At 46.6% G+C, this 16,452-nt stretch carries 15 protein-coding genes; 11 read left to right on the top strand and 4 right to left on the bottom strand.

Translation table 11 applies throughout. The features are described 5' to 3' along the window. Positions 1–604 precede the first annotated feature (604 nt). Genes LJ740_RS09715 through LJ740_RS09705 form a run of 3 tightly spaced genes read right to left on the bottom strand, consistent with a single transcriptional unit; the run spans position 605 to position 2,517 of the window. Complete coding sequence (locus LJ740_RS09715; RefSeq protein ID WP_229528868.1) at positions 605–1,273, bottom strand: ChrR family anti-sigma-E factor; 669 nt, start codon at positions 1,271–1,273, stop codon at positions 605–607. Next, a complete protein-coding gene (locus tag LJ740_RS09710) occupies positions 1,266–1,880 on the bottom strand; it encodes a sigma-70 family RNA polymerase sigma factor (RefSeq protein ID WP_229528867.1) in 615 nt (204 codons plus the stop codon). Before LJ740_RS09710 ends, LJ740_RS09715 begins: the two co-directional genes overlap by 8 nt. Positions 1,881–1,935: 55 nt before the next feature. After that, on the bottom strand, positions 1,936–2,517 hold the full coding sequence (locus LJ740_RS09705) for an LON peptidase substrate-binding domain-containing protein (protein WP_229528866.1): 582 nt from the start codon (positions 2,515–2,517) through the stop codon (positions 1,936–1,938). A 134-nt stretch (positions 2,518–2,651) separates the two neighbouring features. On the opposite strand from LJ740_RS09705, the gene LJ740_RS09700 reads away from it, so the two are divergent. From LJ740_RS09700 to LJ740_RS09685, 4 genes are all read left to right on the top strand, one after another. Next, positions 2,652–3,083 carry a nuclear transport factor 2 family protein gene (locus tag LJ740_RS09700; protein WP_229528865.1) on the top strand — a complete coding sequence of 144 codons (432 nt, stop codon included), beginning with the start codon at positions 2,652–2,654 and terminating at the stop codon, positions 3,081–3,083. Between the two features lie 2 nt (positions 3,084–3,085). After that, on the top strand, positions 3,086–4,354 hold the full coding sequence (locus LJ740_RS09695; protein ID WP_229528864.1) for an NAD(P)/FAD-dependent oxidoreductase: 1,269 nt from the start codon (positions 3,086–3,088) through the stop codon (positions 4,352–4,354). Further along, positions 4,351–5,094 (top strand): DUF1365 domain-containing protein, encoded by a 744-nt coding sequence (locus tag LJ740_RS09690; protein ID WP_229528863.1) that lies wholly within the window; start codon positions 4,351–4,353, stop codon positions 5,092–5,094. The genes LJ740_RS09695 and LJ740_RS09690 overlap by 4 nt, the downstream gene beginning before the upstream one ends. Before the next feature lie 65 nt (positions 5,095–5,159). After that, a complete protein-coding gene (locus LJ740_RS09685; protein WP_229528910.1) occupies positions 5,160–6,218 on the top strand; it encodes an MBL fold metallo-hydrolase in 1,059 nt (352 codons plus the stop codon). A 15-nt stretch (positions 6,219–6,233) separates the two neighbouring features. Here LJ740_RS09685 and LJ740_RS09680 read toward each other — a convergent pair whose 3' ends face one another. Then, a complete protein-coding gene (locus LJ740_RS09680) occupies positions 6,234–8,621 on the bottom strand; it encodes a Lon protease family protein (protein ID WP_229528862.1) in 2,388 nt (795 codons plus the stop codon). Positions 8,622–8,771: 150 nt separating this feature from the next. Here LJ740_RS09680 and LJ740_RS09675 point away from each other — a divergent pair, with 150 nt between their 5' ends. The 7 genes from LJ740_RS09675 (at position 8,772) to mrdA (ending at position 16,451) form a co-directional block, all read left to right on the top strand. Next, a complete protein-coding gene (locus tag LJ740_RS09675; protein WP_229528861.1) occupies positions 8,772–9,305 on the top strand; it encodes an SRPBCC family protein in 534 nt (177 codons plus the stop codon). 186 nt (positions 9,306–9,491) lie between these two features. Further along, complete coding sequence (gene leuS / locus LJ740_RS09670) at positions 9,492–12,074, top strand: leucine--tRNA ligase (protein ID WP_229528860.1); 2,583 nt, start codon at positions 9,492–9,494, stop codon at positions 12,072–12,074. An 11-nt stretch (positions 12,075–12,085) separates the two neighbouring features. Next, positions 12,086–12,601, top strand: a complete 516-nt coding sequence (locus tag LJ740_RS09665) for an LPS-assembly lipoprotein LptE (protein WP_229528859.1) — start codon at positions 12,086–12,088, stop codon at positions 12,599–12,601. Continuing rightward, entirely contained in the window at positions 12,601–13,635 is a 1,035-nt protein-coding gene (gene holA / locus LJ740_RS09660; protein ID WP_229528858.1) for a DNA polymerase III subunit delta, read from the top strand. Before LJ740_RS09665 ends, holA begins: the two co-directional genes overlap by 1 nt. Before the next feature lie 131 nt (positions 13,636–13,766). Then, a complete protein-coding gene (gene rsfS, locus LJ740_RS09655) occupies positions 13,767–14,084 on the top strand; it encodes a ribosome silencing factor (protein WP_229528857.1) in 318 nt (105 codons plus the stop codon). Positions 14,085–14,093: 9 nt separating this feature from the next. After that, the gene (gene rlmH / locus LJ740_RS09650) at positions 14,094–14,564 is read left to right on the top strand and encodes a 23S rRNA (pseudouridine(1915)-N(3))-methyltransferase RlmH (RefSeq protein WP_229528856.1); all 471 of its coding nucleotides are present in this window, start codon (positions 14,094–14,096) and stop codon (positions 14,562–14,564) included. A 3-nt stretch (positions 14,565–14,567) separates the two neighbouring features. Then, positions 14,568–16,451 carry a penicillin-binding protein 2 gene (gene mrdA, locus LJ740_RS09645; RefSeq protein ID WP_229528855.1) on the top strand — a complete coding sequence of 628 codons (1,884 nt, stop codon included), beginning with the start codon at positions 14,568–14,570 and terminating at the stop codon, positions 16,449–16,451. Position 16,452 lies beyond the last annotated feature (1 nt).

Raw genomic sequence — 16,452 nt, 5'->3', positions numbered from 1 at the left:
TGGCACAAGGATGTGCCAGCATTGTCGGTCTTTCAGGTTCTTCGCTTGAGGCTTATGCTTTCTCTCACCCGGGGCAAATGGGGGTTTTAGGGGAGCTCCCCTAAGAAGAAAGTACATCAGAACACTGAAGGTTGATATTTTGAAAAAGGGCTCACCAAAAGGATAACTCTTTCTCTAACCAGGAGCCTAGCGGTTGCGCCAGCCGTGGATGGCCTGGCTGACTGCCATAGCTAAGTGGATGTAGTGAATGCCGTTTTTTGCAGGTGCAAAAAAAGGCCACAGGGATGTTTGTACCCCGTACATTAATCAGAAAGATGATCTTGAAGCTTACCCGATTGGTTTGTAGGTTCGATTTTAATCGGACAGCTGTGGTTAAATTTAGTCCTTTTGTCGGAATAAATTCCGACCTACAGGCTTATGCTTTCTCGCACCCGGGGCAAAAGGGGGATTTAGGGAAGCTCCCCTAATAAAAAAGTACATCAGAACACTGATTTTAAACTGTCACCATTAACCAGATTAATTAACAGGCATTTCAAATTAGGGCGGGAATATTATCTGAGTGGTTTAAGAGAACAACCAGCCGCTTTTATCTAAAGCGGCTCGCTTATTTAAAGAATAAATGGCTAAAGGGGTTTAGCAAACGGGCTAGTCCCGAGGTAAAGTGCAGTGGCTGATCCACAAAACTAAACACCAGACAGCCATCGTCATGATTGGATACCGGCATATGAGTATTGTCCTGGTTCATCAAAATAAAATCACCGGTGTCATAGCAGCGATGACCATCTTCAAATTCGCCATTGATCACCAGGGTCAGCTCGTTGCCACGATGTGTGTGCTCCGGCACGCTGCCACCTTTTTCCATATAGATAAAGTGACCTTTACCCATATCACCCAGATCTACTGGTGCCTGCCAAAGCTTACCCACCAATTTTGTCCATGACTCCGTTTTTGTCGCGACTCTTCGCAGCGCCCGCGGTAACTCGAACTGTCGACCTTCCCATTCCAGAAAGTGTTTTTCAGGTATAACCGTCTCTGTCTCGATGGGTTCCAGCTTCATGATGTCAAACATCATGCTGTCGAAGCTGATATCTGTTGTCGCCAATGATGCCTCTGGTAACAGCTGCTCACTCAACTTTTCGGTGATGCTGTCCAGTTCATCCTGGCAATGCGGGCACATATCAACGTGAGCAGCAATCAATAGCGCCCAGGCGGGTTCTGCCTCGCCCCTGGCAAATTGAAGCAATTGATTGTGGTCGGGATGGTACTTAATCATGTTCCTTTAAAATCTCTCTCAATCTTTGCAGTGCTAACCGGGTGCGGGACTTCACCGTACCTAAAGGGATTTGCAACTCATCAGCCACTTCTTGTTGGGATTTGCCTTTGACATAGATTGCCTCTATCACAACCTGCTGTTTCGCCGGTAGTTTGTCCAGATATTCTCCCACCTGGTCGAGCGTAGTTTGCTCTTCGATATCGACTTCGCCAGGATCGGCAGTTTGCTCTACCAGCACTGGCCACAAGTCATCGGAGCATATGTCTTCTTTGCGATTTTGCTGCTTGCGCAGCATGTCAAAACGAATATTTCGGGCAATGGTAAATATCCAGGTTGAAGGAGAGCCCTTTTCCTGATTGAACAGGTGTGCTTTTTGCCAAACATTGGTCATGGTGTCCTGCACCAGCTCCATGGCCAGCGCATCGTTGCCTATTTGACGGAGCGCGTAAGATTTAACCCTCGGAGCAAAAAAACTGAACAACGTGGAGAATGATACCCGACATCGCTGTTCCGCTACTTTACGCAGGCAATCAGACATTTCGTTTGCGCATTCTTTGGGTTCCCGAACGCGCGCCTGCTCTTTAGTCACCGACATTCCAACCAGCATGATTTCTACCTTTTTGTGAGCTTATCCAAAACTACGGACATTAGCGATAAAAAGATCACCTGATTAATGATTCTAAAAATTCCACGACGACTTTGGGGTTTTGTTGCGTCATCAATTGTTGTTTGTCTGCGGCCTTTATGGGTAGCAATTCCAACCATCGAAACACCACCCAGGACAAGTCTTTTAGGGGAGGATCGGTGTACAGTGATTGAAGCTCCGGATAACTGGCTATGATTTGCACCAGACGCTCCTGCAATAACGGGGCGTCTATACCGGGAAAGGTATCAGATGACCACAAAGGTAATTCCTCAATTTCCCCCACCCGCAAGCCGTCTTGCTGTGTCTGAATTTCCCCCGCCGTGAACAAGTACTGCCCTTCAACAGTGATACCAAGCAAACCATCATCCAGCATGTCAAAGTCAATGATCTTGACGTATGTGCCTATCGGATAAATATGTTGATTTCTTTCTTTATCACCATGGGCGTTAAACATACAAATGCCAAATCCGGTTTGCGCTTTTAAGGTTTCTTTCACCATGCGCAGATAGCGGGCTTCAAATATCCGAAGCGCCATCTTGCCGCCGGGAAAAATATGAGCGGACAGAGGAAATAACGGAATTTGCACAGAATCTGACAAAACTTTATTCTCCCAATAACTCGTCGTTACTGTTGTTTACTGAATCGGCACACATATGGATTAACCTTGATCTTAAATTCCTTCTGGCCTGTACTAATCGAAGGAACATTCAGACTCTACCACGAGCGACTTCAATGTCAGTATTAGATAACTTTACCGATTTCTACAAAGATTTACGAACAGATAAGTTGGAACAACTGCAAACTATCTACCACCCAGATATCATTTTTACCGACCCGGTGGGGAGCCATGTGGGATTGGTGACTGTGCATGAATATTTCAAACACCTGCTGGAAACCACCCGGCGCTGTGAGTTTCACATCCAGCACATCACCAATGCGACGGATTTCGCCTTTGTTCGCTGGGTAATGATACTGGAACATCCCAAACTGGCCGGAGGCAACGAAATTAAGCTGGACGGCGTAAGTGAACTCAAAATAGATAATAATTTAATTGTTGCGCAAACCGATTTTTATGACATGGGGGCCATGTTCTATGAACACATTCCGGTGCTCAAAAATCTGGTTCGATTCGTCAAAAACAAAATCAAGAATTACAAGGCATAACAGTGAGCAAAAAGATTGCGATTATCGGTACCGGAATATCAGGGTTAACTTGCGGCTACTTATTACACAAACACCACGACATCACGATTTTCGAAGCCAATGATTATATCGGCGGTCATACTGCCACGGTCGATGTTGACGTGGCAGGTAAATCTTACGCGATTGATACCGGCTTTATCGTATTCAATGACTGGACCTATCCCAATTTCATTAAACTGATGGATCAGTTAAAGGTAAAACGGCAACCCACTGAAATGAGTTTCAGTGTCAAAAACACCGCACAAAACCTGGAATATAATGGCAACACCCTGAATACTCTGTTCGCCCAGCGGCGTAACCTGCTAAGACCAAAGTTTATTCGCATAGTCAGGGATATCCTGAAATTCAACAAGCTGTGCAAACTGGAACACTCTACCCCAACGTTTGACAGCAATGCCACACTGGGCGACTTAATGGATAAACACCAGTTGAGTGATGATTTTGCTCACAACTATATCCTACCCATGTGTGCCGCCATCTGGTCCTCCAGCCTGGAAAATGTCAGACAGTTCCCTTTGCGCTTCTTTTTGCAGTTTTTTATGAATCATGGGCTGCTCAACATCACTGACCGCCCACAATGGTATACCCTGATAGGTGGCTCGCGCAGCTACATTGGCCCACTAACTACCAACTTTAAAGACCGAATTTTTCTGAACAGTGGTGTAACAAAGGTGGTTAAAAATGAGCAAGGTTATTTTGTCGAAAGCCACAACGAAAACCTGAATGGTATTTATGAAGAGGTAATTTTCGCCTGTCATAGTGACCAGGCACTGAAAATGTTAGATAACCCCAGCGAACAGCAGCAATCTATTCTGGGAGCCATTCCCTATGCTGACAACGAAGTGGTTTTACACACAGACACAAACCTGTTACCAAAACGGCCATTAGCCTGGGCCAGTTGGAATTATCTGTTGGATGGTAGCAGTGATGAACAAACCGCACCGGCCACACTAACCTATGATATGAATATCTTGCAGCGTCTGACATCCGACACCACCTTCTGTGTCACCCTGAATGCCACGCACAAAATCAACCCGGAAAAGATTCTGCGCAAATTTAACTATGCACATCCACAATTTAGTGAGCAGACCATCAAAGCACAGCAACAGCGGAAGCAAATTTGTGGTGTTGAGGGATTGCACTTTTGCGGCGCTTATTGGTACAACGGTTTTCATGAAGATGGCCTGAAGAGTGCCTTAGATGTATGCCAACGTTTCGGTGAAACCCTGTGAAAGAAGATGATATTCATTTAAACAGTGCTCTGTACATTGGTGAAACCTGGCATCACAGGTACAGCCCTAAAGTGCACAGTTTTAAATACCATATCATGATGTTTTGGCTGGACCTGGACGAAGTTCAGCTTTTGGACAAACAATTGCGCTTTTTCAGTGAAGGCCGCTTTAATTGGGTACAGTTTAGGCGCAGTGATTACCTGTCTAAAAACCAAAACAGTCTGAAACAGGAAGCGCTGGAAACCATGTCGTCGCTTGCCGGTAAAAGCTTAACTGGCAAGATATTTCTGCTTTCGCCACTGCGTATCTTAGGAATGTACTTTAGCCCGGTTAATTTTTACTACTTGAAGGATTCAAACGGAAACTTCACCCACATGCTGGCTGAGGTGAGTAACACCCCCTGGAACGAAAGACATTGCTACCTGGTGGACTTAGCACAACAAGATATGACTGATAAAGCCTTTCACGTGTCGCCATTTAACCCCATCGACATGCAATATCAATGGCAAATAGCAGCACCCGGTCAATCGCTAAAATTACAGCTGGATTGCATAAAAGAGCACAAGCACTTTTCAGCAGCGATTGCTCTGAAACGTTCACCGTTAAACAATCGCACTATGGGTAAAACCCTGTTTAAATTCCCCCACATCACCATCAAAACCCTGTGGGGTATTTATTGGCAAGCGCTGAAACTATTGCTAAAAAGAATACCAATTTACGATCATCCGGATAGAATATAGCGTTTTTTTCGGGGTGAATTAAAGTGCATAAAAGAGTTAGCGGCTGTCTGGTGGTGCTGTCAGCTATGGCGATTCTTGCCGGTTGTAGTAGTAACAACCGCATCACGCAAATTAATGGGCCTGATGCCGTTATCAAATACAATGAGAAAGACACCAGCAAAGTGCGCTTTAACAATCTGATTTCCAAAAAGCCAGAATATCCGGTGACCTGCACCGAGGATTGTTATCCAGAATCACCCTGGGTTGAATGCCAGACACCGGCACAGAATTGTCGATATACAGGCCCTCAATCAACCACTGAATTACAAAGCGGATTTAAAATACAATGGCTGGGGCACGCCAGCTTTTCCATTAAAAGTTCAGATGGCAGCCTGGTACTGCTTGACCCTGTTAGTCGGCAATTCGACTGGCCGGTTAACTGGGCGTTCCAACTGACTGGCGGTGTTAAGCGCAGCGAACCGGCATGGCTATCTGAGCAAACACTACAATCCGTAGACGCCGTTTTGTATTCCCATATTCACTACGACCATTTTAACAAAAGTGATATCGAAGCCATCGGTAACCGCGCTAAGTACTATACGCCTATGGGTTTTGCAGAGCATTTCCCTGATGGCGGTTATACTATTAATGAGATGAGTTGGTTTTCCGAAACTTCAGTGAATGAACTCAATTTGACCTTTGTACCTGCCAACCATTTCAGTGGCAGGATTTGGGTTCCCTTTTTGTACGAAGACGAAAACACCACGCTTTGGGGCGGTTGGGTAATTGAGCAAGCTGAACACAAAATTTTCTTTGCGGGTGATACGGGCTATTCGCCACATTTCAAAGAGATTAAAAACCGTCTTGGGGCAATGGATGTCTGTCTAATGCCGATTGCGTCCTATTATCATCCTGAAGCAGGGTCCTGGTACCGATTTGTTCACACCACGCCTGAGGACGCTCTCATTGCTGCCGAAGAGCTGGAATGTAAGGTGATGATCCCCTGGGGTTATGGCAACAACAGTTGGCAAATGGGAGATCACAGCTCCCACTCTGCCCTGCTTAGGCTATTGCATATGCACCAGCAGTTAAACTCCTCGGTACCACTACTGATTTTGAACGAGAATGACACTGTTCAGCTATAACCGCTGAATCAGTCGCTAATCTTCATCCGCACCATTAATACTGTCGGAGATCTTTTTCAGTCGCTGTAATGCCTTATAGTTCACCGATGATTTGGGGAACCTGCCTTTTGCGGAGAGTTTACCTGCATCAATACCCGTCAGTATGGTAACGGCTTCATCCACTGTCGCCACACAGTAAATGTGAAACACGCCTTTTTTCACCGCTTCAACGACTTTACTATTTAGCATCAGATTGATCTGATTGGATTTCGGTATTACCACCCCTTGCTTTCCGCTGAATCCACGGTGATGACACAACTTGAAAAAGCCCTCGATCTTTTCATTCACACCACCAATGGATTGCACTTCGCCATATTGATTGATAGACCCGGTTACCGCCAACTCCTGTTTCACCGGCACGCCGGTAAGTGCCGACAGCAATGCCACCAGTTCAGCCAGCGAAGCACTGTCGCCATCCACATGGCCGTAAGATTGTTCGATAGCAATGTTAGCGGATAAGGTTAGCGGAAAATCCTGTGCATACTTGTGCCCCAGATAACCAGTTAACAACATTACGCCTTTTGAGTGAATGGATTGCCCCAACTCGACTTCCCGTTCAATATCCACCACACCATTGGAACCGGCATATACAGTAGAGGTAATTCGTGCCGGTGTGCCAAACACGCTGTCACCAATTTCCAGCACGGTAAGGCCATTGATTTTACCCACGGCCTCCCCTTCGGTATCAATTAATACCTGACCTTCTTTGATGTCGTCCAGAAGCGCCTGACTGATACGGCCACTGCGCCGGGTTTTGGCTTCCAGCGCTTCATTGATATGTGACACATCCATTTCAATTGCCCCTTTTTGGCGACAAAAATAGGCGGCCTCCTGCAGCAGCTCTATTACGTCGGCAAAACGGGCAGACAGTCGCTCCTGATGCTCTGCAGTACGTAAACTGTATTCCACCAGTTTATGCATGGCAGGATTGGAAATGCTGGCAAACTCCAACTTTTTCACATGATTGCGCACCCGCCCCACGAAATCGTACAGATTGCCTTTATTTAGAGGGATCTCAGAATCAAAATCCACCAGTACTCTGAACAGCTCTTCGAATTCGTCATCGTATTCCTGCAACATGTAATACAAATCACGTGTGCCCAACAGGATCACTTTGACACTCAGAGGAATTTGCTGCGGATTCAGGGTGATGGAATTCACCATGCCATAGTCATGTTGGGAAATATCCAGTTTTACTTCACCAAACTTGAGCGCCAGCTTCAACGATTCCCAGACAAAGGGTTGATGAATCATCTTGTCGGCATCCAGCAACAGATAGCCGCCATTGGCTTTGTGCAGGGCGCCGGGTCGAATCATACGGAAGTTGGTAAACAATGAACCCTGTATATTGCTATATTCAATGCGACCAAAAATATTCTGATAAGTAGGATTGGGCTCATACACCACCGGCGCGCCGCTGTCCGGCTCATGGCTGGTGATGATATTGGGCAGATACTGCTCTTCTAAAATGGTGCGTTTGTCGTATTCGTCGTGTTTGTCTTCTTTACTATCCGAAGCAAGCACCTCTACCACAATCTTTACCAAATCGGGCTTCATCTGACGCAGAAACTTCAAGATACCCAGGTCGGCACTGTATTTATGTTCCAGCTGTTTAAGAATGGGTTTAATGGCCTGTTCTGCCGTTTCCTTTTTCAAAATCCTCAGACGTTCTGATGATTCCCGCTTCCATTGCGGTAACTCGATTAATTTTTCATTGAGAATTTCTTCCAGGTCATCAATGAGGTCATAAAAGTACTGGCGTTTTTCATCAGAGAGTTTGGCAAACTCTTCGTCATCTATGGGTTTGCCATTGATAATAGGTGAAAAGCTGATGGTGCCATCTTCTTCGTAAAGTGCCACATCCTTCTTCTGTGCATAAGTCTCGATTTCATCGATGACTTTGTCGTAACGTTGATCGTAGTCGCGAGCGACCGCCGCTTTTTTACGCTGGTAACCCGGGTTGTCATAAACAGCAGGAAAGGTATCTAACAATTCATCGATTAGGGCGTTGACCTCCTTAACCAGTTGCTTGCCCTCACCCGGGGTTAATCGCAATGCTATCGGCTCGCGCTCATCGTCAAAATTATTGATGTAGCACCAGTCATCGGGCGTGTCAGTTTTGCTTACAAATTTTTCGACATATTCCTGTACCAGAGTATAACGCCCTGTTGCATGCTCCCCCATAACATAGAGATTGTAGCCTTTTGCATCTATGCCTAAGCCGAATTCAAGCGCCTCTCGAGCGCGCTCCTGACCAATAAAAGTGCTGTGTAACACGGCATCATCTTTCAGGGCGTGGTTAATGATCCGTTTGTGAATATTGGCTGATAGTTGTTCTGGCGTCAGAGGTGCAATAGACTTCATGATTTCCTTAATAAATCGTCGCTTTTTATCATTTTCTAGCCTAGTGAAGCTTGATTATTTGTCGCTGTCAAACCATGATTCACATTGAGCTTTTTTTTGCCCAATTTTCGATCGACCCGGATATTCAATCAACCTTTGCCGAGTATAGTTATGTTTCTAAAGTCATTGCTTCGTCTGATCACCGTTTCTGCACTCCTGTCACCAGTCGTTAATGCTGATGTAATACACGTTAATCAGCATGGATTTATTATCGAAAACAAAGTGCAAACGGATGCTTCGCCGCAGCAAGCATGGCGAGCAATGATAGATAACGTTGGGCAATGGTGGCCGGCCGATCACACCTGGTGGGGCAAAGCCGAAAATCTATCCATCGATGAACAGGCCGGCGGTTGCTTTTGTGAAACCGCCGGTAATAATTCCGCCGAGCACATGCGTATCAGTTTTGTGGATCAATACACCCTGTTGCGTATGACTGGTGGACTAGGGCCACTGCAGGGTATGGGTATGCACGGTGCATTGGACTGGAGCTTTGAGCAAAACGAGCAAGGTCAAACACAAATTACCCTCAAATATACCGTCAGCGGCATCAATCCTGGCGGTTACGACACGCTGGCACCCATAGTCGATAAAGTGCAGGCACAACAGTTGGGCGGGCTAGCGGAATTTCTCAATCCACCGGAATGAAAAACAGTTTTTTAGCGCAATTGCCAGATTCCTCTACAAATCACAAAATAAATCCGTCATTTCACTACGAAGGCTTTAATTAACGGTTGTTCCACAGGTATCGACTATTGTATTCTTGCAGTAATTTTATCACTCGGAAAATGAATACCGAGACTGCAGAAAAAGTTGTATTAAACGGAACCCTGAATGACCTCAGAATATAGTCCTCAAGAAATCGAATCCAACGTTCAACACTACTGGCAAGAAAACCAATCATTCAAAGCCACAGAAGATGACAGTAAAGAAAAGTTCTACTGTCTCTCCATGTTCCCCTATCCCAGTGGTCGCCTGCACATGGGTCACGTTCGTAATTACACCATCGGTGACGTGATTAGCCGGTATCAGAGAATGCAGGGTAAAAATGTACTGCAACCCATTGGCTGGGATGCGTTTGGTTTACCGGCTGAAAATGCAGCCATTCAAAATAAAACGGCTCCGGCAAAATGGACCTACGCCAATATTGATTACATGAAGCAACAGTTGTTATCTCTGGGCTTTGGTTATGACTGGGACCGCGAACTGGCCACCTGCAAAAAAGAATATTATCAGTGGGAACAATGGTTTTTCACTCGTTTGTATGAAAAAGGCCTGGTTTATCGCAAAAACTCAACGGTTAACTGGGACCCCGTGGACCAGACTGTACTGGCCAATGAGCAGGTTATCGACGGCCGTGGCTGGCGCTCCGGTGCATTAGTTGAACAAAAAGAAATTCCTCAGTGGTTTATTAAAATTACGGCTTACGCACAAGAACTGCTGGATGAGCTGGACAACATGGAAGGATGGCCTGAACAGGTTAAAGCCATGCAGCGCAACTGGATTGGTCGTTCCGAAGGTGTAGAAATGACCTTCAAGGTGGCCGATTCTGACGAGTCCTTTGATATCTACACCACCCGCCCGGATACCTTAATGGGTGTAACTTACGTGGCACTTGCTGCGCAGCATCCATTGGCGCTGGAAGCCGCAAAAAACAATGCAGAACTTGCGGCGTTCATTGATGAATGTAAAAACACAAAGGTGGCGGAAGCGGATTTAGCCACGATGGAGAAAAAAGGCTGTGCCACCGGGTTAATGGCAGAGCATCCCATTACCGGTGATTTAGTGCCTGTATGGGTAGCTAACTTCGTATTGATGGATTACGGCTCCGGTGCCGTAATGGCAGTACCTGGTCACGATCAAAGAGACTGGGAATTTGCCACTAAATACGCTTTGAATATCACCCAGGTTATTGCCCCTGTCGGCGAAGACAGCTGTGACCTGAATAAATCGGCTTACACTGAAAAGGGCTTGCTGATCAATTCTGGTAAGTTCGATGGTCTGGACAGCGAAGCGGCCTTTAAAGCCATCGCGGATGATTTAATCGCCGCAGGTAAAGGCCAGATAAAAGTAAACTTCCGGTTGCGTGACTGGGGTGTGTCCCGTCAGCGTTATTGGGGTGCGCCGATTCCGATGATCAACCTGGAAGATGGCACTTCAGTACCCGTACCACCAGAACAACTGCCGGTTGAGTTACCGGAAGATGTGCAAATGGATGGCGTAACCTCGCCCATCAAAGCAGATCCTGAGTGGCGTAAAGTGCAAATTCAGGGTCAACAAGCAGAACGTGAAACAGATACCTTCGATACCTTCATGGAATCCAGCTGGTATTATGCAAAATACAGCTCGCCATCTGCTGAGCAAATGTTAAACCCCGAAGAAGCTAACCATTGGTTGCCAGTGGATCAGTATATCGGTGGTATCGAACATGCAATTTTGCACCTGTTGTACGCCCGCTTCTTCCATAAGTTATTGCGCGATGAAGGATTAGTTAATTCTAGCGAACCTTTCACCCGTCTGTTATGCCAGGGCATGGTACTCGCCGATTCTTTCCGTCGTAAAGACGAAAAAGGCGGTGATATCTGGTTTAACCCTGCTGACGTAGAAGTACAGCGTGATGAAAAAGGTCGCATCACGGCAGCCATATTGAAATCTGACGGTCAACCGGTAGAACACTGTGGTATGACCAAGATGTCCAAATCCAAGAACAATGGTGTTGATCCGCAATCCGTTATTGAATTGTACGGTGCCGACACTATTCGTTTGTTCACCATGTTCGCCGCGCCACCAGAGCAAACCCTGGAATGGGTTGACTCAGCGGTAGATGGTGCCCATCGATTCCTGAAACGTTTCTGGCGTTATGTCACAGAAAACATGGCTCAGGGCGAAGTGGAAGCACTGGATATCAGCAGCCTGAATGGTCAACAAAAAGCGTTGCGCCGCGATCTGCATAAAACCATCGCCAAGGTGTCTGACGACATTAATCGTCGTCAAACCTTTAACACTGCCATCGCAGCCATTATGGAGCTGTTAAATACGGCACAAAAAGCACCACAAGATTCTGCGCAAGACAGAGCTATCGCACGTGAAGTCGCGGTTGCCATGACTCAGATGCTAAACCCCATTACACCACACATCTGCCATGAGCTATGGCAGATTTTGGGCCACAACTCAGACATTGAAACCGCTGGCTGGCCGTTAGCTGATGAAAGCGCCATGGTTGAAGATGAAAAACTGATTGTGGTGCAGGTGAATGGCAAGGTCAGGGCAAAAATTACCGTTGCCGCGGACGCCGCCAAAGAATCCGTTGAAGCGGAAGGCCTTGCCCATGAAAACGTGAAAAACTTTACCGAAGGTAAAACCATTCGCAAGGTGATTTACGTTCCAGGTAAACTACTGAACATTGTGGCTAACTAGTGTCCAGAAGAATGTCTAAAGCCACGATTTTGGCGGGAATCGCAGTCGCAATCACTCTGATGAGTGGTTGTGGCTTTAAATTGCGCAATGACTTTCAGATAGCGGATCAATTCCAAAAAGTCAGAGTGCAAAACGCTACGCAAAAATCGCCACTCACCGATGTATTGATTAGGCGCCTGGCCGTGTATTCTGCCGAAGTAATAAATCAAACACATCCCAAAGAGCATCATCAGTTTCAGGTACCGACACTGTTTATTTTGCCGGAAAAGCTGGAACGACGCCTGTTGTCTCTGTTCCCAACCGGACAGGTTGCTGAATACGAACTCATTTATTTTTGCCAATACCAGGTACAAATGCCCAGTGGTGATATTCGGGACTTTGAATTTCAGCTTACCCGGGAATATCAGGATGATCCCGACCAGGTACTGGCTAAATCACGGGAACTGGACCTGATACTGGCCGAAATGCGTCGCCAGGCTGCAGATCGCATCATTCGTCAACTTAGCAAGACTGACAATCAAAACTGATGCAGATTTATCCCAATCAATTTGCACAACATCTGAATAAGTCTTTACCTAACACCGTTTTGGTGTTTGGTGAAGAACCACAGCAAAAAATGGAAGCCCTGCAACGGGTGAGAGACAAAGCCCAGACAGAGGGCTTTACTGAGCGCCACAGTTTGGTGGCTGATGCTCAATTTGAATGGCAGCATCTGATTGACGCGTTCCAAAGCATGAGTCTGTTTGCTGAGAGACAACTCATTGAACTGGAAATCCCCACCGGTAAACCCGGCACTGAAGGGGCAAAAACCTTACTGGAGATCAGCGAAAAAGCTAACCCGGATATTGTCTTAGTCGTTCACGGAGGCAAAATCGGCAAAGACGTACAAAACACCAAATGGTTTAAAGCCCTCGATAAACAAGGCGTGTACCTGCCCTGTTTTCAACCAGAAGGCAACCGCCTAACACAGTGGGTTAATGATAAGTTGCGGGAACACAGTATTCAGAACACACCGGATTTGGTGAGTTTTTTCTGTGATTTTTTTGAGGGTAATCTGATAGCCGCTGTACAGGAAATGGAAAAGCTGAAGTTGCTGTTCCCGGATGGCCAGATCTCCCGCCAGGATATTTCCGGCATGGTGTCTGAGCAGTCCAGATACAATGTTTTTCAGCTCACCGATACACTACTGGCCGGTGATGCCCAACGATGCATTAAACTGCTCACCCGGCTGGAAAGTGAAGGTATTGAGCCCACCATAATTTGCTGGGCACTGACCCGGGAATGGCAAGTCCTGGATTCACTGACCCGTGCGCAACAGGCATCACAACCTGTGGATCGGGTGTTTAGCAGTCACCGTATCTGGAAAAACAAGCAGTCCTTGTACCTTAACGTGGCCCGCAGATTAACCCCAAAACAACTGGATGAAATACGCGATAAATTATCCGCTTTTGATATCGCAATAAAAAGTAGTGCAGTACAACGTCCCTATGTAGAACTGTGCCACTTATGCCTGCTCTTTGTTCCTATGGCGTTGAGCGGGATTCAACTGGAATACCACTGATGACTCAGGCGCAAACGGGCTAAATCAGGAAAACGTTTTACCGGCAAAGTTTTAATGACGTTATTTTATAAGGCTTTGCAGGGTGAATGACTTATACTTAATACGATTGTAGAAAATGTGCAGGAGAAAAATTGGAGCACGAAGAACTTAAACGTTTTGTGAAAGACAAAATCGAAGATGTAAAAGGCAGAGACATTATTGACATTGATGTTACCGGCAAAAGCTCGGTTACCGATACCATGCTGATTTGCTCGGGTAACTCTAAACGTCATGTCGTATCAATCGCACAAAATCTGGTGCAACAAAGCAAACAAATAGGTGAAAAGCCACTGAATGTCCAGGGTCAGGACACTGGTGAGTGGGTGCTTATTGATTACGGTGATGTGGTTGTGCATGTCATGCAGGACGAAACCCGCGATCATTATCAATTAGAGAAGATTTGGAACTAAGCCTTTACAATGCAGATTAATGTCGTTGCCGTTGGCAACAAAATGCCTGACTGGGTTAGCCGGGGCGTTGAAGAATACTTACGCCGAATGCCACCCGATTATCGGGTTTCTTTTACTGAAATCACACCAGGAAAGCGCACCAAAAATGCAGATATCGCCCGAATTCTGCAAAAGGAAGGTGAACTTATTCAAAACGCGATCCCCAAAGGAAATCGCGTTATTGCTCTTGAGGTCACAGGTGCAGCCTGGGACACCCACAAGCTGGCTCAAAATATGGAAAAATGGCAACTGGACGGACGAAATGTTAGCCTGATGATTGGTGGTCCGGAAGGTTTATCGCAAGATTGTTTGAACCTTGCGGAACAAAAGTGGTCTTTATCTCCATTGACACTACCTCACCCCCTGGTTCGAGTCATCGTGGCGGAAAGCTTATTTCGGGGTTGGTCGCTAAATAATAATCATCCATACCATAGAGAGTAAATAATGGCGCCAAAGCGCGTAGTCATACGGGACCATTCCGCAGAAGCCAATCTGTTTGCGCGACGCTCCTTCATCGCTCTGATCATCATTACCATGATGGCGTCCGCTTTACTGTTTAATCTATACCACTTGCAGGTAACACGCTACGACGATTATCAGACGCGCTCGAATGGCAACCGTATAAAAGTACTCCCTGTAGCTCCAAACAGAGGCCTTATCTACGATCGAAATGGCGTGCTGCTGGCAGAAAACAGGCCTGTGTTTAGCCTGCAGTTGGTGCCCAATGAAATCAAAAACCTGGAACAAACCGTTGCTGAATTGGCGCAACTTTTAAATATTTCTGACAGCGATGTTGAGGATTTTTATAAAGACTATCGCGGTCAACGGCGATTTAAACCTGTAACCCTGTTGAACAGATTGAGTAAACAGAGTGTGGCGCAATTCTCTGCCCATCAACATCGTTTTCCGGGTGTTTCCATCGAAGCCCGACTGACCCGCTACTATCCGCATGGCGACACGTTGACCCATGTACTGGGTTACGTCTCCAAAATTAATCAAAAAGATTTGAAGAAACTTCAGGAAGCCGGTCAGGAAGCAAACTATGCAGCCACATACGACATCGGCAAATTGGGCATTGAGAAATATCACGAGTCGTTGTTGCACGGTCAGGTGGGCTCTCAGGAAGTCGAAGTGAATAATCAGGGGCGAATTATCCGCACATTGAACTTTGTCCCGCCAGTGCCAGGCAAAGACATCACAGTCAACATCGATGTCGAAATGCAAAAAGTCGCGCAGCAGGCCTTAGCCGGTAATCGCGGCGCGGTGGTGGTACTGGATGCGCGCGATGGCGGAGTGCTGACCTTGTATAGTAATCCGGCCTATGATCCCAACCTGTTTGTACATGGTATCAGTCGTAAAAACTACAGCGCATTGCTGAATTCTGCCGACAAGCCGCTTATCAACCGCGCCACACAAGGTCAATATCCTCCGGCCTCAACAGTAAAACCACACCTGGCCCTGCTGGGACTGGAGAACAAACATATCAGATTAGATACACAAATCTTTGATCGCGGTGTATTTACTTTGAAAAACGTCACCCATAAATGGCGCGACTGGTTATCCTGGGGGCATGGACATGTCAACGTCACTGATGCGATAGAACAATCCTGCGATACCTTCTTTTACGATCTGGCCTACCGCATGGGCATTGATGAAATCAGTGGTTACATGGCTCAGTTTGGTTTTGGTGAATACTCCGGATTAGATCTTTACGAAGAATCCAGCGCTATTTTACCTTCGCGAGGCTGGAAAAAAGCCCGTATGGGGGAGCCCTGGTATATGGGTGACACCATTGTTGTAGGCATTGGTCAGGGGCCCTGGACGGCAACACCGGTGCAACTGGCCAGTTCAGTTACGGCGCTGGTTAACCATGGCACCCGTTACGTTCCGCAGGTATTCCGGGGTATACATCAGGAAGGACAAACGGTTGTGGCGGAACCTAAAATCCGGGAGCCCATCGAAGTTGCAGATATGACTAATTGGCACATTGTTCTTGATGCCATGTATGGTGTAAACCACAGAGAAAAAGGCACAGGTCGCAATTCCTTCAAGAACACCAGTTACCTGTCTGCCGGTAAAACCGGTACTGCTCAGCTGGTATCCATCGCCCAGGGCGAAAAATACGATGCGGAAAAACTAGACGAACGTCATCGCGACAATGCCATGTACGTAGGTTTTGCCCCCTACGACGATCCGGAAATTGTGGTTGCCGTTGCGCTGGAAAATGCCGGTAGTGGCAGTGCTCAGGCAGGGCCAATCGCCAGAATGATCATGGACCAGTATTTTGGTGAAGGTAACGCCACCCTGGCGCAAAACAGGAATAATTAAC

The organism is Planctobacterium marinum, assembly GCF_020687805.1.
GTDB lineage: Bacteria > Pseudomonadota > Gammaproteobacteria > Enterobacterales > Alteromonadaceae > Planctobacterium > Planctobacterium marinum.
Note: the sequence above shows the minus strand (reverse complement) of the source record. Positions and strands in the feature narration are given on the sequence as shown.